At 30.4% G+C, this 25225-nt stretch carries 18 protein-coding genes and 1 pseudogene; 16 read left to right on the top strand and 3 right to left on the bottom strand.

Features of this window, described 5'->3' with window-relative positions; translation table 11 throughout:
• From FG167_RS11140 to FG167_RS11130, 3 genes and pseudogenes are all read left to right on the top strand, one after another.
• A pseudogene (locus tag FG167_RS11140) lies at positions 1-825 on the top strand (IS3 family transposase); the annotation flags it as partial.
• A gap of 387 nt (positions 826-1212) precedes the next feature.
• A complete protein-coding gene (locus FG167_RS11135) occupies positions 1213-1623 on the top strand; it encodes a hypothetical protein (RefSeq protein ID WP_203458345.1) in 411 nt (136 codons plus the stop codon).
• A 170-nt stretch (positions 1624-1793) separates the two neighbouring features.
• Positions 1794-2642: an AbaSI family restriction endonuclease gene (locus tag FG167_RS11130; protein ID WP_203458344.1), complete on the top strand. Its 849-nt coding sequence runs from the start codon at positions 1794-1796 to the stop codon at positions 2640-2642.
• Between the two features lie 161 nt (positions 2643-2803).
• Here FG167_RS11130 and FG167_RS11125 read toward each other — a convergent pair whose 3' ends face one another.
• Positions 2804-3796, bottom strand: a complete 993-nt coding sequence (locus FG167_RS11125; RefSeq protein ID WP_203458343.1) for an IS110 family transposase — start codon at positions 3794-3796, stop codon at positions 2804-2806.
• A 224-nt stretch (positions 3797-4020) separates the two neighbouring features.
• Between FG167_RS11125 and FG167_RS11120 the strand changes: the two genes are divergently transcribed.
• The 3 genes from FG167_RS11120 (at position 4021) to FG167_RS11110 (ending at position 7840) form a co-directional block, all read left to right on the top strand.
• Positions 4021-4923: a tetratricopeptide repeat protein gene (locus FG167_RS11120; protein WP_203458342.1), complete on the top strand. Its 903-nt coding sequence runs from the start codon at positions 4021-4023 to the stop codon at positions 4921-4923.
• Between the two features lie 158 nt (positions 4924-5081).
• Positions 5082-6578 carry a S41 family peptidase gene (locus FG167_RS11115; RefSeq protein ID WP_203458341.1) on the top strand — a complete coding sequence of 499 codons (1497 nt, stop codon included), beginning with the start codon at positions 5082-5084 and terminating at the stop codon, positions 6576-6578.
• Between the two features lie 155 nt (positions 6579-6733).
• The gene (locus tag FG167_RS11110) at positions 6734-7840 is read left to right on the top strand and encodes a DUF6544 family protein (protein WP_203458340.1); all 1107 of its coding nucleotides are present in this window, start codon (positions 6734-6736) and stop codon (positions 7838-7840) included.
• Between the two features lie 29 nt (positions 7841-7869).
• Here FG167_RS11110 and FG167_RS11105 read toward each other — a convergent pair whose 3' ends face one another.
• Positions 7870-8835 carry a transposase gene (locus FG167_RS11105; RefSeq protein ID WP_203458339.1) on the bottom strand — a complete coding sequence of 322 codons (966 nt, stop codon included), beginning with the start codon at positions 8833-8835 and terminating at the stop codon, positions 7870-7872.
• A 340-nt stretch (positions 8836-9175) separates the two neighbouring features.
• Here FG167_RS11105 and FG167_RS11100 point away from each other — a divergent pair, with 340 nt between their 5' ends.
• From FG167_RS11100 to FG167_RS11070, 7 genes are all read left to right on the top strand, one after another.
• Positions 9176-10246 (top strand): DUF6090 family protein, encoded by a 1071-nt coding sequence (locus tag FG167_RS11100; RefSeq protein WP_203461149.1) that lies wholly within the window; start codon positions 9176-9178, stop codon positions 10244-10246.
• A gap of 191 nt (positions 10247-10437) precedes the next feature.
• Positions 10438-11724 (top strand): erythromycin esterase family protein, encoded by a 1287-nt coding sequence (locus FG167_RS11095; RefSeq protein ID WP_203458338.1) that lies wholly within the window; start codon positions 10438-10440, stop codon positions 11722-11724.
• Positions 11725-12072: 348 nt separating this feature from the next.
• The gene (locus FG167_RS11090; RefSeq protein ID WP_203458337.1) at positions 12073-13314 is read left to right on the top strand and encodes a TlpA disulfide reductase family protein; all 1242 of its coding nucleotides are present in this window, start codon (positions 12073-12075) and stop codon (positions 13312-13314) included.
• A gap of 151 nt (positions 13315-13465) precedes the next feature.
• On the top strand, positions 13466-14287 hold the full coding sequence (locus FG167_RS11085; RefSeq protein WP_203458336.1) for a hypothetical protein: 822 nt from the start codon (positions 13466-13468) through the stop codon (positions 14285-14287).
• Between the two features lie 209 nt (positions 14288-14496).
• Positions 14497-15297, top strand: a complete 801-nt coding sequence (locus FG167_RS11080) for a hypothetical protein (RefSeq protein ID WP_203458335.1) — start codon at positions 14497-14499, stop codon at positions 15295-15297.
• Positions 15298-15490: 193 nt separating this feature from the next.
• On the top strand, positions 15491-17884 hold the full coding sequence (locus tag FG167_RS11075) for an erythromycin esterase family protein (RefSeq protein WP_203458334.1): 2394 nt from the start codon (positions 15491-15493) through the stop codon (positions 17882-17884).
• A 776-nt stretch (positions 17885-18660) separates the two neighbouring features.
• On the top strand, positions 18661-19386 hold the full coding sequence (locus FG167_RS11070; RefSeq protein WP_255564080.1) for a tRNA-uridine aminocarboxypropyltransferase: 726 nt from the start codon (positions 18661-18663) through the stop codon (positions 19384-19386).
• Positions 19387-19868: 482 nt separating this feature from the next.
• Here the strand turns inward: FG167_RS11070 and FG167_RS11065 are convergent, their stop codons facing one another.
• Complete coding sequence (locus FG167_RS11065; protein ID WP_203458333.1) at positions 19869-22637, bottom strand: pitrilysin family protein; 2769 nt, start codon at positions 22635-22637, stop codon at positions 19869-19871.
• A 278-nt stretch (positions 22638-22915) separates the two neighbouring features.
• Here FG167_RS11065 and FG167_RS11060 point away from each other — a divergent pair, with 278 nt between their 5' ends.
• Genes FG167_RS11060 through FG167_RS11050 form a run of 3 tightly spaced genes read left to right on the top strand, consistent with a single transcriptional unit; the run spans position 22916 to position 25196 of the window.
• Positions 22916-23680, top strand: a complete 765-nt coding sequence (locus FG167_RS11060; protein WP_055445392.1) for a ParA family protein — start codon at positions 22916-22918, stop codon at positions 23678-23680.
• A 3-nt stretch (positions 23681-23683) separates the two neighbouring features.
• A complete protein-coding gene (locus FG167_RS11055; RefSeq protein WP_203458332.1) occupies positions 23684-24589 on the top strand; it encodes a ParB/RepB/Spo0J family partition protein in 906 nt (301 codons plus the stop codon).
• Positions 24579-25196, top strand: a complete 618-nt coding sequence (locus tag FG167_RS11050) for a DUF5683 domain-containing protein (RefSeq protein WP_203458331.1) — start codon at positions 24579-24581, stop codon at positions 25194-25196. The genes FG167_RS11055 and FG167_RS11050 overlap by 11 nt, the downstream gene beginning before the upstream one ends.
• Positions 25197-25225: the final 29 nt, after the last annotated feature.

Raw genomic sequence — 25225 nt, 5'->3', positions numbered from 1 at the left:
TTTGCTTCTTTAACAACTATAACCCATTGTTTTGGACTTAAACGCAATGCTTATTACAAGCATAAAAACAGAGCTGATAAGCGTTTAAAACTAGAACAACAGATTATAGATATTGTTAGAAAAAGACGCAAATCCCTTCCTAGAGAAGGTGTTCGCAAACTTACCAGGTCCTTAGATAAAGAGTTTGTTAAAGCTAACATTAAAGTAGGTAGAGATACACTATTCAAAGTACTTAGGAAATATAATATGCTTACACTTAGAAAGAAAACCAGTGCTAGAACTACGAACTCTTATCATCGTTTTTATAAATACAATAACATTATAAAAGACCTAGAAGTTACTAGAGCGAACCAAGTTTGGGTATCTGATATCACATACATTAGAACCATAAAGGGCTTTTGTTATCTGGCTTTAATAACAGATATGCATTCCAGAAAAATAGTCGGTTATGACCTAAGTGATAGTTTAGAGTTAAATGGATGTGTAAGAGCGCTTAAGAAGGCAATTTATCAAGCTAAAAACATTAAGCAACTTATTCATCATTCGGATAGAGGAATACAGTATTGTAGCAATGTATACACACAAATTCTTAAAAGAAAAAAGATAGATATTAGTATGACTGAAGAAAATCATTGTTACGAAAACGCAATGGCAGAACGTGTAAATGGAATTTTAAAAGATGAATTTTATTTAGACCAAACCTTTGATAACGTGAGTCACGCAAAGAGAGCTGCAAAAAATGCAATTAATTTGTACAATGAAGTAAGATTACATTTATCTTTAGATTATAAAACACCAAATATGGTATATAAATTATCAGCTTAATTCAATTTTAACCTGTAGCCATATTTCAGGACAAGACATTAGAGAGAAATCTCGAAAACATATGAATGAAATTTTATCAGGAATTATTTTTATGACATTTGCTCTGTCTTTCTTTTCATTTGGAATTGGAATTTATATGAATCTTTGGATTTACTATTCAACAGACAAAAACAAATATCCACTTTTTCCTATTCTTAATCCATTTTCGTTTTCTTCTTATGAATTAATGCTAAACTCAATGTTTAAAATAAGTTGGAAAGTCGAAAATCCGACTAAAAACTTAAAACGAAAATCGAATAATTTGCGAAAGTTTTCAGGAATAATGTTATTAATTACTATCGCTCTTGGAATTTTAAGTTTAATAATAACCTAAAACTATAAATCTAATTGAATAACGCCACAATCGGAATTGGAATTGCAATCGGAGTTTGTTTCTTTCTTCTATATACAAGAAAGGCAAAATGGATGAAACCGAAAATAGTTTGGACAATTACTATTGGACTTTTTTTAATTGGACTGTCTGAAATTTTATTCTCTAAATCTGAATTTAAAGCTGACCGAATATTATATTTGGGATTATGTATTCCTTTAATTTATTGGACATTTGACAGAATTTTTAAACGAATAAGTGAAAATATCCATAATAGAGATTTTATTCTATTTTTACGAGGTTCAGGAGAAGTAAATGAAAGAATTGGAGCAAAAAACCCACAAGTGAAAAAATCTGACAAATTATTTACATTTGGACTTTTGATAATAATTATTGGAACTTTATTAATAGGAATTCAGATTGCATAAAATAAAAACGATTTGCCAACACCGTGTATAATTTATTGCTGGTTTTAGCCAACTTACGAAAGTCCTCGCGGACTTTCTTGGTTCGTGTTTTATTTACTAACTTTACTACATAAAATACGCAACAAATCATACACAACAACGTTGGCATTCATTAAAAACAGAACTTAAAATTGACAGAATTAGATTATATTATTAAGCAGATTTCCAAAACGAACAAAAAGAATTTTGAAAATTATGTAATTACTCGAATTTGGCACGGAATTAATCAAAGTGATATAAAATTTACAACTCAACAATATGTAAATCGACCAAATGGACACGCATTAACTGATATGTATTTTCCACAATTTAACTTGCATATTGAAATTGACGAACCGTTTCATAACAAACAAAAAGAACTTGACATAAATCGTGAAACTGATATAATCGAAGCTACTAATCATAAAATTGAAAGAGTCAAAATAACTAATGACATTAATTTCATTAATGAACAAGTTGACAAAATAATTGAGAATGTAAAAAATTTACGATTAGCAAAAATTAAAAACAATACATTCAAACCTTGGGATTTAGAAAAAGAATTTAATCCAAACTTTCACAGAGAAAAAGGTTATTTGGATATTGAAGAAAATCCAGCATTTAGAACAATTTTAGATGCAAGTAATTGTTTAGGACAGAACTATAAAGGTGTTCAACGAGCTTGGTTTAAAAGTAAAGTTTATGAAAATCATAATTTATGGTTTCCGAAGTTTTACGAAAATGCAGATTGGGATAACAAAATGATTGAAGACGGAAAGACTATAATAGAAAAATGTAAAATAGAAGGCAGAAAAGACACTCATTATTACGATTTAATAAATAGTCCAATAAAAAGAATTGTCTTTCCACGAAGTATTGATAATTTAGGTTTCATTTTATACAAGTTCAAAGGAATATTTGTAACCGACAAAGAAAGGTCAAGTCCTGAAAATGGAATGGTTTATAAACGAATTGATACTCGATTTGAAATGAAAAAATAACGAAATGCCAACACCGTATATAATTTATTGCTAGTTCTAGCCTGCTTACGAAAACCCTCGCGGATTTTCTATTCGGTTTTTATTTGCTAAATTACGTACTTAACCACGCAACAAACCATATACGTATTCCAAGATCAAATCCTAATAAATTAGTCTTTTTTTTAAGCCGCATATTGTTGAAGAACTACATAAGGTGTTCCTCTTTTTACAACCGCAAAAGCTCTTGCTATTAATTTATTTCTAACATTATTTATAGCAAGCATTTTATCTTTTCCTTCTGCTAATTTTCTCTGATAATACAATCGTAGTTCACTATCATGTTGTATAGCACTTACACTTGCCATACTTAATAAACTTTTCATCTTTCTATCTCCTAAATAATGACATTGTTTTCGTCGGTGAATACTGGTTCCAGAGCGATGCTCAAAAGGTGCTGTGCCGCAATAACTTGAAAACGCACGCCAACTATCGAAGCGTGTAAAGTTTCCTGTATGATAAATAAGCTGACAAGCGACAACCAAACCAACACCTTTGAGGCTTGTAAGTAATTCGTGATTTTTATTCATAGAATCATCCCCTGAAATGATTTCCTTAATTCTAGACTCTATACCTTTTACTTGCTTTGACAAGTAGTCTATACTTCGTTTTAAGCTTATACAACCAGAATCGGTTGTTGGACTGGACAAAAGCACTTTCAGCTCTTTTAATGTTCCTTTAAGACCTGCATTGTTTCTTACTAATTGATCTCGTAAAGCTAATAACCTCCCTAACTCTAAATGAGACATACTTTTTACTGTACTTGGACTCAACTCTTCTCTATAAAGCCAAGCATAACGAGCGATTATACTCGAATCCAATTTATCTGTCTTTTCTTTTACAATCCCAGATGAACGCTTGATTTTCAATGGACTTTCTTCTACATAAACAACTCCTTGACCATGTAAATAAAGGGCTAGCTTTAAGGAGTAATAACCCGTATTCTCAAAACAATAAAAAACCTTGCTTGATTGTGTCTCTTTAGAAACCCATTTTAATAGACTTTTATAACCTATTAAATCATTAACAAACTCCTTGTGTAATTGCCCATGATAGCAATAAGCATCAATCGTCTTTTTTGATACATCAATTCCGACTACTTCTTCATAATTTTTCATATTTTTACAATTAGAGTGAATAAATATGTTGCTTTAACTACTTCCTTTATCGGGAGTTTATTCTCCTGGTATTCCAAATGGTTCTTCGCAACTGTATAGAAAGAGAGGACTCGTACGTGTACTGGATCACTATTCTAAAACACGTTATAGTTCTCCTCTTTTTCTATATAAAGATATTTATTACAAACTAAAGAAACACGTTGTGCGTCATTAAACCAAACCATATGAAAAAGACCTTATTAATCATTTTAATCTTCGGATTTGTTTCTTGTAAAACGAATAATGAAAATTCACAAACCGAATTAAAAGAAGTAATTGAGGATAATGCTGAATTAGTTGAAATTTATAAAAACGACCAAGCTGATAGACAAGCAGGAGAGAATATTGACTGGAGTGTTGTTTCAAAAAGAGACAGTTTGAGAGAACTAAGGGTTTATCAACTTTTGGATTCAAATAAAGTTAGGACTTCTAAAGACTATCGTAATGCAGCTATGGTTTATCAACACGGAGGAGATTCTACTGCGTACGGAATGGCAGTTAAAATGATGCGTAAATCAATAGAGCTTGATTCTACAGCTGACAAATGGCTTTTAGCAGCAGCAATTGACAGATATTTATTAAGTAAAGATGAACTGCAAATTTATGGTACTCAATATCATAAATATGGAAAAGGTGAACCTTGGCAAATTGCAAGAATGGATACTACAAAAATTTCGGATGCCGAACGAATCGAATATGGCGTAGAAACTTTGGCGGAACAAAAAGAGAAAGTTAAGCGTATTAATCAGAAAAAATTATATGACCTCTATTCTCAAGGGAAATCTGTTGATCAGATTATCAGAATAATAAAAGAAGAAAACAAAAATGACACTAAATACGACATTTCTGAAAATGGAATTAATGGCTTTGGATATAATTTAATGGGAGAAGACAATTATGAAAATGCTTTAAAAATTTTAACTCTCAATACGGAATTATATCCTAATGCTTTCAATACTTGGGATAGCTTGGGAGAATGTCTTTTAGCACTTGGAAAAAAAGAAGATGGAATTGAAGCATATAAAAAATCATTAGAGCTTAATCCTGCAAATGAAAACGCTGAAACAATAATTTCGGATAATAAATAACGAACGCACAACACCGTATATAATTTATTGCTAAGTCCTCACCTATTTACGAAAGTTTGTGAGGACTTTTTATTTAGTTATTATTTACTAAATTAGTTGCTTAAAACACGCAACAAACCATATACGAAAACGTTAGGCACTATTAAAAAAAATCGCCAATGAAAATCTACATAGTCATTTTATTATCAATATTCACGCTTTCTTGCAAGGCTCAACGTGAAACTGAATATTTATCCAAAGCTCAAATCGAAAAGGATTTAACCATTGTTGATGAAATTCTTCAGAACAAATCTTCCTATCAAGGATTAAACGGATACGACTACAGAGTAGATTTTGAAAATTATTTAAATTCTGTAACTGACAAGAAAATCACTCAATTTGATTTTGGACTATTTTTATCCAAAACTATTGGAAAAATAGGAGACCGACATTCGTATATAAAAGATTATGACATACGTGATTCACTTTATCTAACACTTGCATTTGCACCATTTAAGGAAAAAGTTTTGGTGGTCGATTATTACAAAGAAATTAAAGAATATAAATTTTGGAATTCAGAATTTCCATATTTACATTCTATTAATAGCACACCTATCCAAGAAATACTGCCAAAAATCAAAATTGGAGAAATCCTTGCACCTAAAGATGCTTATATAACGAATGCTATTAGAGATTTAAGAGACATTGAAACTATTTTTAGAATACTTAAAATAGAGTTGCCAAATCCGTTACCGATAACATTATCTGACGACAAAGGAAACAAAAAAGAAATAAGCGTAAAACTTGTTGATGGAAAAAACAGAGCAACATTATGGGATGAACGTTTTTTTAAAAGCACTTTTCGTGTAAAAGAAGAAGAGTATAACAATAAGGATTTCATCAAAAGGTTTTTCAGTTTAAACAATAATGTTGGCTATATCCAAATTGGCGAAATGTTAGAAAAAGAGAGTTGTCCAGTTTTCTTTGAATATCTAAATGAATTTATGACAAACTCCAAAAAAAGTGATGCCTTAATTATAGATGTTAGAGATAATGGTGGTGGAACTCGTGACTTAATTCAAGAATTAGCTGGCTACTTTATTCATCCCGATTCTATTTATGTTGTTAATGCAACCAAACAAAGAGGAAAACTACCTTTAAATAAAGAACTTAAAGAGAGACTACAAAGTCGTTATTTATTATCAAAAGATGATTTAGACATTAAAGAGCAAAATGCAGTTGACAAGTTTATGTATTCATTTAAGCCAATGTATGATTTGAGTAAAGAAAAATTTAGTGAGTTTCATTATTATATTCTCAATGGTCAGAAAATTACCAAAGACAAATTTCATTACAATAAACCAATTTATATACTTGCGAATGAAAGGAGTTTTAGTGCTGCTTCTGTTTTAGTTTCTGTATTTAAGGATTTACCAAACATAAAAATAGTTGGAGTAAATACTGATGGTTCAAGTGGAAATAGCGAAAGATTTGAATTACCAAATTCAGAATTACGTGGAAAAATAAGCACAATGGTTTCTTTTCAAAAGAACGGTGAAATATTAGATGGAATTGGAACAGAACCTGACATTAAAATAGAAAGAAGTTTAGACCAAATATTCCTAAAAGAAGATTATCAACTGAATAAATTAATTGAAATCATTAAACAGAAATAATAACTGTGCCTAACACCGTGTATAATTAATTGCTGGTTATAGCCTACTTACGAAAGTCCTCGCGGACTTTCTATTCGGTTTTATTGGCTAACTTTAGTGCTTAAAACACGCAACTAATCATACACATCAACGTTAGCCACAAGCAGAAAAAAAGTATGCGAATAGCTTTAATCATATTAATTGGAATACACGGAATTATCCACTTATTCGGATTTCTGAAAGCATTTGGCATATCTGAATTTAATGCTATTTCACAACCGATTTCTAAAACTTTTGGATTAATATGGTTATTGACATTTGTTATTTTTGCAATTACAATGATTTTATTGATTTTTCAGTCCCATTTTTGGTGGTTAAGTGGATTTTTGGCTGTAATTGCTTCACAAGTTTTGATTTTTAATTATTGGTCTGACGCAAAATTTGGTACAATAGCAAACCTAATAATTCTCGTTTCTGTAATAATAGCTTATTCAAACTTTAGTTTTAAAAATAAGATTGTCGAAGAAAGGAAAAAACTGTTTGAAAACTCACAGGCTGTTAGTGAAATAGTAATTACAAAAGAGACTATTTCGGAATTACCTTCAATTGTACAAAAGTGGCTGATTAACAGCGGAACAATTGGTAAAAGTCCAATTTCTAATGTGCATTTGACTCAAGAATTACAACTTAAATTAAGTCCCGACCAAGAAAACTGGAACAATGGAAAAGCGGAACAATATTTTACGATAAATCCGCCAGCATTTAATTGGAACATTAATACTAAAATGAATTCAATTTTTAGCGTAGTTGGTCGAGATAAATTTGAGAACGGAAATGGAGAAATGATAATAAAGTTATTATCGCTAATTTCTGTAGCAGATGCCAAAAACAGCGATAAAATTGACCAAGCTACCTTACAAAGATATTTAGCAGAAATAGTTTGGTTTCCTTCAGCGTCTTTAAGTCCATATATTAAATGGGAATCTTTGGATGAATATTCCGCTAAAGCAACTATGAAATATAACGGAGCAAAAGGTTCGGGAGAATTCCACTTTGATGAAATAGGAAACTTTAAAAAATTTGTTGCAATGCGTTTTCAAGATTCCAATGCAGTAGAACCAACCGAATGGACTGTAATTGCAACACAAACAGAAGAACGGAATGGAATAAAAATACCTATCGAATGCGAAGCAAGTTGGAAATTAGAAAGTGGCAAATGGACTTGGCTAAAATTAAAGATTAAGGACATTCAATACAACGTGAAAGAAATGCCAGATGGCTAACAAAGAACTGAGTTAAAAAACTAGTAATTTTAAACTAACCTTGAAACAAAGTTTTCATCGTAAGGTCGTCCACTCTTTGCTATAGAAAAAGCTTGTTTTAATAGCTTATTACCTACTGCTATTAATGCCAGCTTCTTACTTTTCCCTTTAGCTACTAATCGTTCATAAATCTCTCTACAAGCCTTATTGTGCTTACACGCTGAAAAAGAACATAAAAACAATAAATTCCTTAGTTTCTTGTTACCTACTTTACTTATTCTACTTCGACCTCTTACACTACTCCCTGATTTTCGTATAGTGGGAGTAATTCCAACATAACTACATAGCTGTGATGCGTTTTCAAACTTGTTAAATCCATCGGTTACTACTATTAAAAACAAAGCGGTTTTAACTCCCATTCCTGGAATGCTTTTTATCAATGTTAATTGATGCTGCTGATCTTGTTTTACTAATGCTAATAGACGAGATTCCAATACTAAAACCTCTTTGTTTAAATGCTTCAGATTTCTAGTTAAAGAACGATAAACAAATCTTGAAGGAATTCCTAAAACTTCTTCTCCTTTTAGTTTATTCTTTGTCACTGTTCTGTGTTTTATATAAATATCCAATAGTCTAAACAACTGTAAACACTCACTCTGAACATCTATTAAAGCGGAATACAATGGGACATCATTCATTTCACCATATTCACTTATTGCTTTAGCATCACTTTTATCTGTTTTTACCTTAGCTAATTTCATCTGAATAAATCGCTTTACAGATAATGGATTTACTACAGAAACGCTAATTCCTGATTTATATAAAAACTGTGCTAAACGATAATGATAATAGCCTGTAGCTTCCATGACTATTAAAACGTCTTTTGGTAAATGTTTTACAAAGCTTACAAAACCTTTTGCATCATTTTTAAATTGATTATGCCCACTTTTTGAACCATAAACATCAAAGACATCTTTACTGATGTCTATTCCATAAATTTCTTTATATTTATTCATAACAACTTGCATTTTGGAAAGAACATAGCTACTGATGTTTCAACAACTTGAAAACGAGATCTAGGTCTCACAGAACTAAACGAAATCTTAGTAGTAAAAGAGAGAGGATTATCAATGTTGTCGAAGTCTAAAGCTTCACCCTGTATACTAATCTTATTTCTCTCATTTGTTCTTTCTATTTATTAGTTAAATTTAATGAAAGACAAACTTAAGACGTGTAAAATTAATGGCTTGGTTACTGCCGACTTACGAATATTCTTGCGGAATATTCTATTCGTTTTTTATTTGCTAAATTAGTTGCTTAAACAGGCAACTAAGCATACACAAAACCGTTAGCCAAATGATAAAATTCTTTAGAAAAATTCGCAAAAACCTACTTTCAGAAAATAAATTTAGCAAATACGTACTGTACGCTATAGGCGAGATTGTACTTGTTATTATTGGTATTCTTATCGCACTTCAAATAAATAATAAAAACGAACAGCGTAAAACCGAAAATAAGATTGTTTCTATTTTAAAAGAAGTACAAAATGATTTAGGACTAGATATTCAAAAATCGGACGAACTAATTGCTTATTATAAAACAAAAGATTCCATCATCAACTTAGTACAAACCGATAAACTAACATATGATGATTATAAAAATGATAATCAACTTTTTTTAAGATTCGCTATTATGAACGCTTTCCACATGAAAATTCATGCAAATGGATATACCAACCTCATAGAAAATGTTGATAATGTTCCAAAAAATCTAAAAGCAATTATAGAGCCATTACACGATATATATATTTATAACAAATACGAAATAGACAAGTTCGATAATCGATTGGACTTGATTACAGATAAAGTGATGGACGAGTTAGCAAAAAGTAAAGATTGGTATTACAGATTAGATCAGCCTCAATTAGAAGATGAGATGATTGATTTTTTCCTAAATGACCCGTACTATAAAAATGATGTAGCTCTATATCAAAATGCTGGCTGGCAAAACTTGACTTTAACACATGTTATGCCATTTAGAGAAAACGCAATTAATGCATACAAACATATTAACACACTTATTGAAAGTAATGAACCGATTCCCGATTTTATACCACATAATTTAGTTCATCTAACAATGGCACAACTAAATGAATATGTGGGTACTTTTAAGGTTGTAAAGGTTGAAGGTTATGGTGGTCCAATTCCAGATTTAAACTATAAAATTCAGATACAAGACAATGACCTAGTAGGCATTTTTGATGGAGATCTTGAAGATATGGATTATTACTATTTTGAAACAATAGATAAGATATTTGGACAAACGGATATTTACTTTAAAGGAGAGTTTATAAGAGATAGCTCGAATGAAATTACATCTTTAATAATTATTAAAAATGAAAGAGTATTTCACTTAAATAAACTTTAAACCAATTAAAAGAAATTAGTAACGAAAGGCTAACAACCCATAAAATTAATTACTAGTTTTAACCTACTTATGAAAGTCCTCGCAGACTTTCTAACTGTTATTTATTTGCTGCATTTAGTGCTTAAAAACACAACAAACCATACACAAAACCGTTGTAAGTATTTTATTAGTAGACTCTAAAACAAAAATAAATGATGGGGAAATATATATTAATATTAGGATTTATTCTTTTTTCAGGTAAAAAAATGAATTCTCAAGACCTTAATAAACATGTAGAATTATCTACATCTAAAGTGACCGAGAATGATAATGACCTAAAGCAATTAAGTTCTTATTTTAATGATATTACTTTAGTAGGTATGGGAGAATCTACACATGGCACGCATGAATTTTTCACAATGCGACATAGAATGTTTAAATATCTAGTAGAAAACCATCAGTTTAATACTTTTTTTTTAGAGGCTGATTACGCAAGTTGTTTACGTGCAAATGCATATATACATGGTAAAAAAGATGATGCCATAAAGGTGGTTAAGGAAATAGGTTTATGGCCATGGCAAACATATGAAATGGTTGCTTTAATAAAATGGATGAGAGCCTATAATTTAGAAAACCCCATTAGCAAACTCAATTTTGTTGGAGTGGATATGCAACAATATTTAGAAACAATAACACAAATGGATAATATTTTGAGAAAATATAACCTGTCAACAACAGATGACAATATTTATCAAAGAATGTTAAACACTAATTTTCATCAAGTAAATAAATCAGACGACTTAGAAATATATAAAACAACTTGGGCGGAAAAAAAAGCAATTGACATAAGTGTATTTAACCAGAAAGACGAATATACCTATACTATTTTGCTTCGTCATTTAACCCAAATTATAAATGGAAAAAACAAATTGGGTAAAAAACCTGATTATAGAGATAAAAAAATGGCAGAAAACATATTATTTTATCAAAATGAAAACACTTTAACAAAAGGTTTTTTTTGGGCACACAATGGACATGTGATGAAATCTATATTTAATGAAGGTAAGAAAAAAGAGTCAGGAAGTGCAGGAGGATACTTAAAACAGAAAATGGGTAGCCAGTATTTTGTAATCGGTCAAGATTTTGAAGAGGGCACTTTTAATGCTTATTTTCCGGATAGTAATTCTTTAAAAAACCTAGAAGGTGATACATATACTTTAGGTCCAGTTACAGTTACCCCATTTCTTAAGAGTAGTTTTATAACTAATTATGGAACTCTAAAAAGCCCAGTATTTATTAACTGTTCATATTTGCCACAAAAAAAACACATAGAACTAAGTTCCATTGGTGCTGCTTATTATCCCGATAAAAATGGAAATCATAAATCGAAAAATTCTAGATTTTATCATGAGAAAAGTGAATTTGACGCAATCATCTTAATCCAAAAATCCACTGCAACTCACTTATTGGAAGATCTAACAAATAATAATGGCAACTAAGCATACACAACAACGTTGGCAATAAGCTAAAAAATGAAACACAGAATAAACATTATTTTTCTAATTTTAGCTCTGATATCTTGTAAGAACACAACCGAAAAGATAACGGAGGAAATATTAAAAGAGAAACCAAAACAAATTGTTTTAATTTCAAAATATTCACCTGAATCATACAAACACTATATAAAACAAGATAGTATTGGACAGCAATCGAATGAAAAATCTGGACCTTACTCCATTTTTGAAAGTCCTTCATTTACTTATTTCGATTCACAAAACAATATAAGAAATTGGAAACCTAAAGCGAACGGAATCGATACCTTAATAATTCCATATTATAGAGATTATTTGGAATTAAGTACCCTAAACACTTATACATATACCTCTATACCTAATACATATTTAATAAAAAATGGAGATACCATTGTTATTGAGTATGAAAATAAAATACCAATTGCTAAAATCACTAATCGCGTAGTTAATGATATTGAACTGAACTATAATAATTTTAGACTCAAAGAATTATTTGACAACAAATATCCAAGTCATCATAAAATATTTCTTGGTTTCTTATTAAGTAAGGAAAAATCAATGGAAGAAACTACTGTTCATTTTTACCAACAAGCAATTAAAGATGGAGAAAGAGAAATAAAATTTTTAGACTCATTACAAAAAGAGAAATTAATTTCAAATGACAACTATGTTTATCGTAAAGAAATATTAAAAGGGTTATTAGAAAAACATAAACACAATAAAATAATAAAGAAAGCGCTAGAAAAAAATAAATCTTTTTCTAATAAAGAAAATATTGAAACTATTTACAGTTTGGATTTATCAAAAACCGACTCTTTAATGAATTTTTCATATTTCAGAGATTATTTAAACAATATTTCTAAATATGACCTTTCTTTTATTCAAGAGAACAATATAAACTCTGGTGCATTTTATATAGATTCAAGAGTTAGATTTGATTCTATTCTAAACGATAAAAGATTCAACCAAACTGCAAAAAATCATCTTTTAGTTAATACATATGACGGCATTGCACAAAACTTTAGAGTTAAAGACAAAGAAAAATATTTCAACAAGTTAATTGAGAATACCACAAATCCAGAAAAAATAAATGAATTGCAAAAGAAATATAAATTAGATTTTAGTAAATCAGAGAAACTAGTTTTAACTAATTTTAAAAACGATACAATCACTTTTTCAGATGTCATATCCAACAATAAAGGAAAATGGCTCTATATAGATGTTTGGGCAAGCTGGTGTAGACCTTGTAGAGAAACAATGCCAAAATCTATTATACTGAAAAAAGAACTTGAGAATGAAAATATTGAATTCATTTATTTAAGTTTAAATGATAAAAAAGAAAAATGGAAATCGGCAATAGAATCGGATGGTATATCAAAAAACCAAAATTTCTTTATCGAAAATGGAAATGCCTCCAAAGTTATCGAAGAACTAGGGATTAAAACAATTCCTCATTATTTAATTTACAATCCAAATGGAAAATTAGCAAATGGATTTGCAAATCGACCTGGACAAGGAGCAAAAGAACAATTGAAAAAACTAATTAGCGAAAATTAAAAGCTAGTTGCTAACACCCTATATAATTTATTACTAGTTCTAGAATACTTGCAAAAATCCGTTCGGATTTTATATTCGGTTTTTATTTACTAAATTAGTTACTTAAACACACCACTAATCATACACAAAACCGTTAGGCAACATTACGAAAATGAGAAAAATACTGAACATATTAACAATCTTTTTAATTTGTAATTATTCATATACTCAAGAAATTGACACAGAAAAAGAACCAACTTTTAAAGAAATTGTTGAAGCGTCTTATAGCGCAAAACGAAGTGGTGAATTATTAAGAGAAGATGCTCTTAAACAAAAAACAAATAGAAAGGAAATCTACAATCCGAAAGGAATTATAATTGAATATTGGCAATATGAAACTGATGGAACGATTTACGAAAAGACCATATTAACAAAAAACGGAAATGGTAAATTAATCAAGAGAACTACATTTGATAGTAAGGGTAATATAAAAAATTCCAGCAAAACAGAAATTGATAAAAATGGAAATATTGTTTTTTTTAGAAACTTTGATTCGCAAGATAAACCGATTTCTATTCAAGAGAATCAATATGATTCAAGTGGTAACATAGTATCCATTTCGAGCAAAAGTGTCTCATCAAATAATACTTTTAAAACAATTAAAAAATACAATTCTAAAAGTCAATTAATTAAAGAAACTGATTTAAATTATGATGGCTCAATTAAAGATGTTAGAACTTTTAAATACGACAAAAATAAAAATGAAGTAGAATCTGACTTAACAAGACCGAACGGAGATTACACCAAATTCATTTCCGAATATGACGAAAACAAAAATATGACAATTCAAAAGTGGTATGACAAAGAAGGAAATCAAAAACATCAAACTTCTTTCACATACGAATATGATAATCACAATAATTGGATTACAAAAAAAAGATTCTCAAACGGAGAATTGGGAATAGTTTGGGAAAGAACAATCGAATACAATTGAAAAACGTTGCCTAACAACGCATAAAAATAATGCGTAGATTAGTGCTTAAACAATGAACAGTGCACTTTTGTTACTTCTGATTTTCCTGCGGAAAATCCTCGCACACAAAACCGCAACTATTCTTATACATAAACGTTAGGCACAAACTGAAAACCGAACCTGGCATTAAAATTATGCTACTATAAATTATTAACTAAAAATATAACCTAATGAAAAAATCGCTACTATTATTTTTAACAATTGGAATTTTCGCTTCTTTAAGTTTTACACTACTATCAGGAGGAAATACTCCTGTAGAAGGAATTGATATTATTATAAAAGAAGCAGGAATTAACAATGGATTTGTACCTATCGCAGGCGCTGCTTTAGCAGTTGAGGACTTAAAAGAAATAAGTGCTTTAACAGATATAGAACGTTCAGAATATATTGCTAAAGTAATAACACCAATAGTTGAAAAAGCAACTAAAGAAAAAGGACTTGAAAAAGTGATATTAAAAGGACTTATAGAAACAAGATGTATAGAATGTAAAAGTTTTGAAGTATTTGATTTTAAAGTACCTTCAAATGAGTCTAAAAAGATATACTCAATTACTTTAAAAACAACATTTGACACAAAATGGATAACTGTAATTACAGACAGAGAGAATTTTGAAAAACCAATTGCTAATCCACATAATTTTGAATTAATTGATAAGGTTAATGAATTAGAATCCAAAATAAAACCTGAAAACAGAAAAGAATTAGTTCAAAAATTTAAAAATGAATTTTATAGAATTGAAGGTCATATGGGTAAAGAATACAAAACTAAAGAACAGGTATTTAATGCATACATTGCTTCCTTGAAAAAGAAGATTTCAGAACAAAGTACAAGTAAAACAAAGGCAACTTCTTACGGTTCAACAAGGAGCAATAGGAGAGGAATTATTCTAAATACAGAAAAGAAACCGATTCCTAAAAAGGCTGTAAATGCAAATATAAATACATCTAGGTCGAATAAAAAAGAACAATAAAGTCAGTGCATAACAACGTATATAATCCATTGCTAGTTCTAGCCTACTTACGAAAATCCTCGCAGATTTTCTATTCGGTTTTTATTTGCTAAATTAGTTACTAAAACACGCCACTAATCAAACACAAAACCGTTGCCAATAATATTGACCACCCGAAGAACAAGAATTAAAACATTAAGATAGTTTACAATAAATGAAAATAATTTTCACCCTAATTTCTTGCTTGTTTTTGACAATAGCTCAATCACAAGAATTAAAAACGATAGAACTTCTTCCACCAGAATCAAAAGAATACAAAGATTTAACGTTTCTAAAAAATGAATTGCAAGGAAAACAACTTGTAATGCTTGGAGAGCAAACTCATATGTACGGAAATATTTTTGAGATGAAAGCTCGAGTTTTGGAGTACCTTCATCAAGAACTAGGATTTACAACTATTGCTATGGAATCTTCAATGTACGACATATGGAAAATGAACAAAAATGGTTTTAATCCCAAAGATTTTAATAATGCAATTTGGGGAGTTTGGTCTAGCACGTTAGAATTTCAAAGAGTAGTAAACTATATTAAAAAAAACAATTTAAAAGTTATTGGCTTTGACTCACAAGTCATTAATAGTTCGCAATTTGTAGAAGATTTTTATGATTATTTAGAAAGACGGAATATTACTTTAAAATTAGATGAAGATGATTTTGGAATTATCATAGAAGGAGTTTTGGAAAATGTAACAGTTGAGGAAGATGATATAAAGTATAAAGTTTACGAAAAAGAAGTTAATAGAATTATAAAGCTAATAGAAGGTTTAGATGCCAATGAAACCAATTACAATTGGAAACAATTTACCAAAAGTCTTTTAGCTTGTTCACAAGACGCATATTACAATAAAAAAGAAATCTTGACAACAGATTTCGGTAATGCAAATGACAATATCAGAGATAAACAAATGGCTGATAATCTATTGAGTTACATGAATAGAAATCCAAACGAAAAAATTATTTGTTGGGCAGATAATGTTCATATTATGAACGATAATTCAAGTATTACAAAACCAATTGCGAAAGAATTTATTTCAATGGGTTCTTATATTTATAAAGAACTAAATGACAAATCTTATAGCTTAGCAACAATTCACGCAAACGATTCACTTTTTGATTTAGGAACTAAAAAATGGCATTCAACACCAATTAAAATTAATTCATTTGAGTATGAATTGAATAATCTAAACAAGCCTTACCTCTTTGTAACCTCAAACCAAAAAGAAATACAATCATTAAAAGAAACTAGGTTATTAAACTTCATCGATTTCACAAATGCAAGATTAGACCAATTACACGATGGTTATATCTTTTTTAAAAATGCAACATTACCAAAATTAGAGACAATAAAAGACAGCATTCACATTTCTAGTAAACAAGTAGCTTTAGGTAAAAAAATAGAGCAAATCGAAATAGGCGAAAATGTTATACTAAAAGGACAATTAGTTAATAAAGAGAATAATGAACCTATTCCATTTGCTACCTTAATCATAAAAAAAGAAGAAATCTACAGAGTAGCAGATGAAAATGGTTTTTACGAATTACCAATTAAGAAAACAATACTAGAAAATGCAACTGTTGCTATTTCGTCAATGGGTTTTGAAACTAAAACAGTTTCACTAAAAGAACTAAAAGATATAACGTATTTAAAATCAAAATTTGAAGATTTAAACGAAGTTGTTATTACTAGCTACTTATCGCCAAAAACAGTATTAAAAAAGGCGATTTCTAACAAAAAACTAAATCACCCTACTGAACCTTTTAATTTTTACAGATATGGTAATGTTCTGGTAAATAAAAATGACTTAACTGAATTAGATTTAGAATTAATAACAAAAGACTACGACGATGGATATTTGTCACCTTTTGTAATAACCCAAAGAGTTGAGCATATAAAATGGAATAAAAATATAAATCCAAAAAATTATAAATACTCATCTCAATTTTTCCATTATAGACAAAATGCTATTCGCTACGCGAATATTTTACACAAAAGAAAATATAAAAAATTCAATTTGAAATTTGTCAAATCAGATAATCCAACAGATGAGGGAATGTACATTATAGCATTTCAAACAGAGAGAAATAAATGGAATTACACAAATAAACCTTATCCAACCGAGTATTCTGGAAGAGTGTATATTAATAAAGATAATTTTGCAATAATAAAAGTTATTGAAAATTGGGAAACTAGCTTAAATAAAGATGAAATTGAAAAACACTTTAAAGAATCTGCCAGTTATAAAAATATAGTTTTAACCACTATAAAAGAAGAAAATATTTGTTACTATTCAGACATTACTGGTAATGGAAAATTTTATGCTACAAAATTTTTTAATCGTAGATATAACGAAACTCTAGACAAAGACAACAATAAAAATTATGGAGTTTTCGAGAGAGATTCGTATTTATTTGACTTTGAATTAAAGAATGTTGAAGAAATTGAATACGAATGGCGTAAAAAGAAACAAACAGTATTAAACCGAGTGGAATATGATAAAACTTTCTGGGATTCATTTTATAAACGAAAGATAAAAGGAAAATCTGAATAAAAAACTATAGGCAACAATGCATAACGCTCATTTCTTGCAACTTTACTTACATCGTGTCACTATAAATAATTAACTTATCTTAGTTTCTGAATAAAACGAACTCGCTTGCCTTTCTGAGTCTCACGCAGCTCCGAATAATTTGTTGCCGAGGCTAAAGATCAAGCTGTTGACAACCGCGCGCTGCGTAGGCGAAACGAACGTTATACTTAACCGTTACAGCACATATGACGAAAACCATAGGTAAAGACATAATGCTACTTCTGATTTCAATAATTCTTTTGATAATCTCAATCGGAATTACATTGTTTACAGATTATACTCTGAATTATAAGTATTACGCTGGAATTGGATTAATTGTAATTTCAACGCTTTTGTATTTTAAGAACAAAAAGCTATTTGTTTATGTATTCGGACTGACTTTGATTCTCGGAATTCTAAATCTGATTGACATTTATTATTCAAACATAATATTCGGAATTGGACCAATTAAGTTCAATCCAATATTTCTTACTTTACTAATTATTTTTGTGGCTTTGAATAAGGAACTGCTGAATAAAATGTTTCCTGAAAAAGAATTATCGGAAAAAATGCTAAAAACATAAAATGGATTAAAAATTACGAACAAAAATTCGAATCGATTACGGAATTGGAATTAAAAAATATTACGGACGAAAAAACGGGTACGTGAACGAGGCTAAAATAGCTTCGAGAAATATTTTACGGAATAAATACGTGCTGTAACACCATATAACCACTTAGAAAAATAAAAGATCCCCTTGCAAGTAGAAATAAAAACCCCAAGAATAGAATGCTACAAATGTATGAGGCCTTCCAGCACATGTATTTGCAAACACATTAGTCCTTTCCAAACGAATACTCGTTTTATTATTCTTATGCACCCAAAAGAATACAAAAAAGAAAAGAACGGTACCGGACATATGACTAACCTTCAACTTGAAAATTCAGAAATTATAGTTGGTGTCGATTTTACCAATAATAATCGTGTAAATGAAATCTTGACACAAGAAAAAAACACCTCTTTCTTACTTTATCCGGGAAAAGATAATTTCAACTTATCGATAAGAAAAAGTTCAGAAATAAATTCTTTTATGGGTAATAATCCACACGTCTTCCTTATTGATGGTACATGGCCTTGTGCACGTAAAATACTTAAACTAAGTAAGAATTTACAAAAACTAAAAAGAGTGAGTTTTGATAACAAAATAAAATCAAAATTTATTATCAAGCAACAACCAGAATCTCTTTGCCTTAGTACTATTGAGTCCGTCTATACGGTCTTAAATTTACTTAATAAAGGAGACTTAGAACAATGCGATACGAAGGATTTCCTTATTCCTTTTGATGCAATGATTGCGTATCAACTCGACTATATTCTAAACCCAAATAGTAAAAACTATTGTGCCACTGCAAATAGAGCCGTTATTCCTAAGAACATGTATAAGAAAAACACGGAAAGAAACGTTATTTTTGAACAAGAGTAAATGTAATTACGGAATCCAGAATTATAAAAACAAGCTATAACATCGAATATCTTTTATTGCCAGGTTCTCTATTGCTTACTAAAATCTTCGCAAATGTTCTATCTGTGTTTTATACATTCAATTAGGTACTTAAACACAAGAATTTTGCGCAACATTTGAAAAACATCCAGAATGAAAAAATAGAACCTAATACTATTCCTTATTATATGGACAGTTATTTTTTTGAAAGTGACCCAAAGCTTACATCAGAAAAAACAATTTCAAAAAAACACAGGTGGTTCTGGAATGGTAATACTTAAAAAGAAAGATGGCATCTAGACAGCTAACAGAAATTTTATTTTAGGTTTGCATATCCCCGATTATGAATAAATAACGTACAACACGGCATAGAATTTTTTGGAGGTAAAGATTAACAAAAATAAAAACTTGCCAACTAGAATAATTACTAGTCGGCAAGTTTTATGTTATAAAAGTGACTTAAATTAATCTACTTTTTTATCCTCTTTTTTAATTTCAAAACTTTCAAAATCTCCCGCATTTACAACGGTCCATTTTTCAAAATTCTTAAAGTGTTTTTTAATCGCTTTATTCACATCTTCAACGGTAAGACTACTTACTTTGGCTTCCATGTTTTTCTGAAAATTTAAATCTCTATCATAATACATGTTATCATTAATAACTCTAGACAATTCACCATCTTTTGCTCTAGATACACTTTGTTCTTGCACCCATCCATCTACAGCTGTTTTTAGTTCTTCTTCCGTAATACCATCTTTAATAAAACGAGCGATTTCTTCGGTAAAACCGAGTTGTACTTTAGCTGCATTTTCTGGTGCATAAATAGCATAAACCATAGCTGCAGAATTGTTATCCGTTTTATTATTATCCACATTAACTCTTCCGCCAGCACCGTAACTTACACCATCTTGTTGGCGTAAACGATTTGCTATTCTAGAACTTATAAAACCACCTCCTAAAATTTCACCAGCCATTTGAAGCGCTGCGTAATCTTCATCATATTTACTAGTTGCCATTGGTAATATTCCGAAAGAAATAGCATTCTTTTTATCTGGGGTTTTAATTTTTTGGTTTACCGCTTTATTATCTTGATAAGGGTCACTAATTGCGGTATACGCTAAATCGGATTTAAAATCTCCAAACTCCTTTTCAAAATAATCTTTTAATCCTGCTTCGTCAATATTACCAATAGCGACTAAGGTTGCATTATCTGAAATACCATAAAACGCATCGTGATATGCTTGAAGATCTTTAGTGGTAACGGCATTAATTGCAGCAATTTCTTCGTCTATAGTCATACTATAAAGCGGATGTCCTTTTGGATAATGCTGATTTAATAATCCCATTTCTCTAACCGCTAAAAACTGAGGATCGGTTTTATTTTGCTCAATACCAGCCAAAGCTTCGGTTTTTAGCTTATCCAATTCGGTAGCATCAAACAACGGATTCTTAAGCATGTCTGCCATTAAGGATAAAGCTTCGGTAAGATGTTCTTCAGTACTGTTCACATTTGCTGTAATTCTACCATTAGAACCTCCAAAACTAACCGAAGATTTAATCGCGCTTAACTTATCTTCAATATCTTGTCTCGATTTACTTTTAGTTCCTTTATTCAACATTTTTGCGGTATAACTCGCCGCAAGTCCTTTGTTCATTAATTGAGACTCATTTCCCGTTCTACTTGTAAAGGAAACGGTTACTGTTTTACCACGATTATTCTTTTTAATAAAACCATATTCTATTGGACTTTTACTTAACGTTCCAGAATTCAATGTATTTTGAATATTTTCAAAAGACACATCAAAAGCATCTCCTGCTCCCATTCCTTCTTTTCCTTTATAGTTGGTTACTAAATTGGTAACATCTTTGGTATGTTCAATTTCTATGCGCATTGGTTTTTTCTCTGGAATAAAAAGACCAACCGTTCTATTGGTTTTAATTATATAGCGTTGTATTGCAGCATTCACTTTATCTGCTGTCATATTTTCTACACGATCCCGAAAGATAAATGCTAAACGCCAGTCTCCTGCTCCAATAAATTCACTCATAAAAGTTCCTAATCGGGAAGAGTTTCTAAAAATAGCATCAGCTTCCTTTAAAAATTTTCCTTTTCCACGATTCACTTCTTCTTCGGTAACCGGATTGTTTGCTAAATTATCTAATAAAGATAATAAGGTAGATTCTGCTTCCGATAAGGATTTATCAGAAGGTACATCCACATTGATATACATAAAACCTGGTTCCTTTGTAAAAGGAGTAAAAGACCAAATGCTAGATGCTTTTTTTTCATTTATTAATGCTTTATATAATCTTCCAGAAGGAGAATCGGTAAGTATTAACTCTGCAACTGCCATCGCAGCCGCATCTTCATGTGATCCTGCTGGAACATGATACAATGCAGAAACTATTTGTAAATCGCCAACGCGACTAAGCGTTACTCTTTTTTCTCCATCTTGAGCAGGCTCTATGGTTGGTATGTCTTTTAAAGGCGCTCCCGGGTTTTTAAGAACACCAAACTTCTTTATCACTTTAGCTAACATGTCTGTTTCTTCAAACTTTCCGGTTACCATTAAAACGGCATTATCTGGACGATAATATTTTTTATAAAATGCTTTTAAATTTTCAATTGGCACACGTTCTATATCCGATCGATTTCCTATGGTAGTTTTACCGTAATTATGCCATAAAAATGCAGCATTACTTACATTGTCTAAAAGTACTCTGGATGGTGAATTTTCCCCCATTTCAAATTCATTTCGTACTACTGAAAATTCCGACTTCAAGTCTTCTTCTGCTATAAATGAATTTAACATTCTATCCGACTCCAAATCTAAAGCCCAATCAAGATTTTCTTCGGTTGCATTAAACGTTTCAAAATAATTGGTACGATCATACCAAGTAGTTCCGTTAGGTCGTGCACCATGTGAAGTTAATTCTTCTGGTATATTTGGATGGTTTGGTGTGCCTTTAAACACCATATGTTCTAATAAATGCGCCATTCCTTTTTCACCATAGCCTTCATGACGTGAACCCACTTTGTACGTAATATTTACCGTTATGGTTTGTGCTGAATTATCTGGAAATAATAGCACTTTTAAACCATTATCTAGCATATATTCTGTAATACCTTCCACGCTTGCCGTCTTTTTTATTTGCGAATGCACGGATACAGAAAATGCGAATAGTAGGATTACAATTAGGACCTTTTGAAAAATAATATTATTTTTTTTCATGATTAAAGAATTGATTAATAGATATTAAAGATAAATAAAAGTATTTAACCCCCTGTAAATCAGCTGTTATATTTTATCTTTCAATGAATAAAAAAGTAATAACACGTAAGATTAATCGTTCGAAATTTTAAAAAAAAGAAGTAAAATAGCATTCAAAGCACTAAACTTATGCCACGTATAGAAATTAATACCTTCTTTTAACCAACTGTTAACAACTTCCATTTTATAAACCCATAAATAATCGTATTTTTGGTTGTTCCTAAAATCAAATGAAATTAATGGGTAAAATTATAGCAATTGCTAATCAAAAAGGTGGTGTTGGCAAAACTACAACTTCAATAAACTTAGCTGCTTCACTTGGTGTACTTGAAAAAAAAGTACTTTTAATTGATGCAGATCCACAAGCCAATGCAACATCTGGTTTAGGTATTAATGTAGAAGAAGTAGAAATTGGTACCTACCAACTTTTAGAACACACAAACACAGCTAAACAAGCTATTGTTAAAACAGATACACCAAATCTAGATATTATTCCTGCGCATATTGATCTTGTAGCCATTGAAATTGAGCTTGTAGATAAAGAAGCACGAGAGTATATGCTTAAAAAAGCATTACAAGAAGTAAAAGAAGATTATGATTTTATTATCATTGACTGTGCTCCTTCTCTTGGTTTATTAACACTAAACGCATTAACTGCAGCAGATGCGGTAATTATTCCTATACAATGTGAATATTTTGCTTTAGAAGGTTTAGGTAAATTATTAAACACCATAAAAAGTGTTCAAAAAATTCACAATCCGGAATTAGATATTGAAGGTTTACTGCTTACTATGTACGATTCGCGTTTACGTTTATCTAACCAAGTGGTAGAAGAAGTACAAAAACATTTTAACGATATGGTTTTTACAACCATTATACAACGTAACGTACGTTTAAGTGAAGCACCAAGTTATGGTGAAAGCATAATTAATTATGATGCGGCTAGTAAAGGTGCATCTAATTATTTAAGTTTGGCTAAAGAAGTGATTACAAAAAACTCCTAGATTATGGCGAAGGCAACCAAAAAACAAGCTTTAGGTAGAGGACTTTCTGCTCTTTTAAAAGACCCAAGCAACGATATACAAAATGCAGAAGACAAAAATGCAGATAAAGTAATAGGTAATATTGTCGAGTTAGAATTGGATTTAATAGAAATGAATCCGTTTCAACCACGTACTAATTTTAATGAAGAATCGCTTCGCGAATTAGCTTCCTCTATTAAAGAACTAGGTGTTATACAACCAATTACGGTTAGAAAATTAGCATTTAACAAATACCAACTGGTTTCTGGAGAGCGTCGTTTTCGCGCAAGTAAACTTATTGGTTTAGCGTCTGTACCTGCGTACATTCGTATTGCAAACGACCAAGAAAGTCTAGAAATGGCTTTGGTGGAGAACATTCAACGTCAAGATTTAGATCCTATAGAAATTGCATTATCCTATCAACGTTTAATTGATGAAATTCAATTAACCCAAGAGCAAATGAGTGAACGTGTTGGAAAAAAACGTTCTACTATTGCTAACTATTTACGATTGTTAAAACTAGATCCTATCATTCAAACAGGAATGCGAGATGGTTTTATTTCTATGGGTCATGGTCGTGCAATTATTAATATTGAAGACCAATCGATTCAGTTAGATATCTACGAAAAAATACTACAAAACAAACTTTCTGTTAGAGATACAGAAACGTTAGTAAGAACCTATAACGAGACACAAGAAGTAAGTGTACCACCAAAATTAAAAGAAGAATTGCCAAAGTTTGTTAAAAAAGGCATGAAAGATTTTTCAGAATACTTTGGTCATAAAATAGACGTTAAAGTTTCTAGTAATGGAAAAGGAAGAATTACGATTCCATTTCATTCTGAAGAAGATTTTAATAGAATTAAAAAGTTAGTACAAAGTGAAAAATAAACTTTTCATATTAATAATATTTAGCATTTGTTTTAGTTTTTCGGCTTTAGCCCAAGAAAAGGAATCTAAAGAAGAAGAAAACAAAGCGCTAAAAAAAGAAAAAAAACAACTCGCGGATCAAGGTATTGTTATCGATGGCGAAATTAGCACTAGAGAACCAATAGACCCTTTAACTCCTGCTCGAGCTGCTTTTTACTCTGCTGTTTTACCGGGTTTAGGACACATTCATTTGAAACAATACTGGAAGGTTCCTGTTATTTACGCCGGACTTGGTGCCGGAATGTATTTTTATTTAGACAACCATAAGGAATACAATCGATATCGCGATGCGTACAAACGCAGATTAGCTGGCTTTACAGATGATGAATTTTATGGTTCTATAACCGATGATGGATTAGAAGAAGCACAAAAAACACTTCGAAGAAACAAAGAATTATCGCTTTTAGTAACTGCTGGAATTTATATATTGAATATTGTTTGGGCCAATGTAGATGCACATTTACTACAATTTAATGTAGATGAAAATCTGACCTTTATGCCACATTATAAAATTAACGAATTTGATAACACAGGAGATGTTGGACTCTCGGTAAATTTTAAATTTTAGAAAAATATTAATAAGATTTTCGATAACTC

The sequence above is a fragment of the Lacinutrix sp. WUR7 genome, assembly GCF_016864015.1.
GTDB lineage: Bacteria > Bacteroidota > Bacteroidia > Flavobacteriales > Flavobacteriaceae > Oceanihabitans.
Note: the sequence above shows the minus strand (reverse complement) of the source record. Positions and strands in the feature narration are given on the sequence as shown.

Bases quoted from the DNA above. Each gene is read 5' to 3' on its own strand.
- FG167_RS11105 (WP_203458339.1), bottom strand. From the start codon at position 8,835: ATGAATAAATATAAAGAAATTTATGGAATAGACATCAGTAAAGATGTC.
- FG167_RS11065 (WP_203458333.1), bottom strand. From the start codon at position 22,637: ATGAAAAAAAATAATATTATTTTTCAAAAGGTCCTAATTGTAATCCTA.
- FG167_RS11115 (WP_203458341.1), top strand. From the start codon at position 5,082: ATGAAAATCTACATAGTCATTTTATTATCAATATTCACGCTTTCTTGC.
- FG167_RS11075 (WP_203458334.1), top strand. From the start codon at position 15,491: ATGAAAATAATTTTCACCCTAATTTCTTGCTTGTTTTTGACAATAGCT.
- FG167_RS11100 (WP_203461149.1), top strand. From the start codon at position 9,176: ATGATAAAATTCTTTAGAAAAATTCGCAAAAACCTACTTTCAGAAAAT.
- FG167_RS11095 (WP_203458338.1), top strand. From the start codon at position 10,438: ATGATGGGGAAATATATATTAATATTAGGATTTATTCTTTTTTCAGGT.
- FG167_RS11120 (WP_203458342.1), top strand. From the start codon at position 4,021: ATGAAAAAGACCTTATTAATCATTTTAATCTTCGGATTTGTTTCTTGT.
- FG167_RS11060 (WP_055445392.1), top strand. From the start codon at position 22,916: ATGGGTAAAATTATAGCAATTGCTAATCAAAAAGGTGGTGTTGGCAAA.
- FG167_RS11125 (WP_203458343.1), bottom strand. From the start codon at position 3,796: ATGAAAAATTATGAAGAAGTAGTCGGAATTGATGTATCAAAAAAGACG.
- FG167_RS11110 (WP_203458340.1), top strand. From the start codon at position 6,734: ATGCGAATAGCTTTAATCATATTAATTGGAATACACGGAATTATCCAC.
- FG167_RS11085 (WP_203458336.1), top strand. From the start codon at position 13,466: ATGAGAAAAATACTGAACATATTAACAATCTTTTTAATTTGTAATTAT.
- FG167_RS11055 (WP_203458332.1), top strand. From the start codon at position 23,684: ATGGCGAAGGCAACCAAAAAACAAGCTTTAGGTAGAGGACTTTCTGCT.
- FG167_RS11080 (WP_203458335.1), top strand. From the start codon at position 14,497: ATGAAAAAATCGCTACTATTATTTTTAACAATTGGAATTTTCGCTTCT.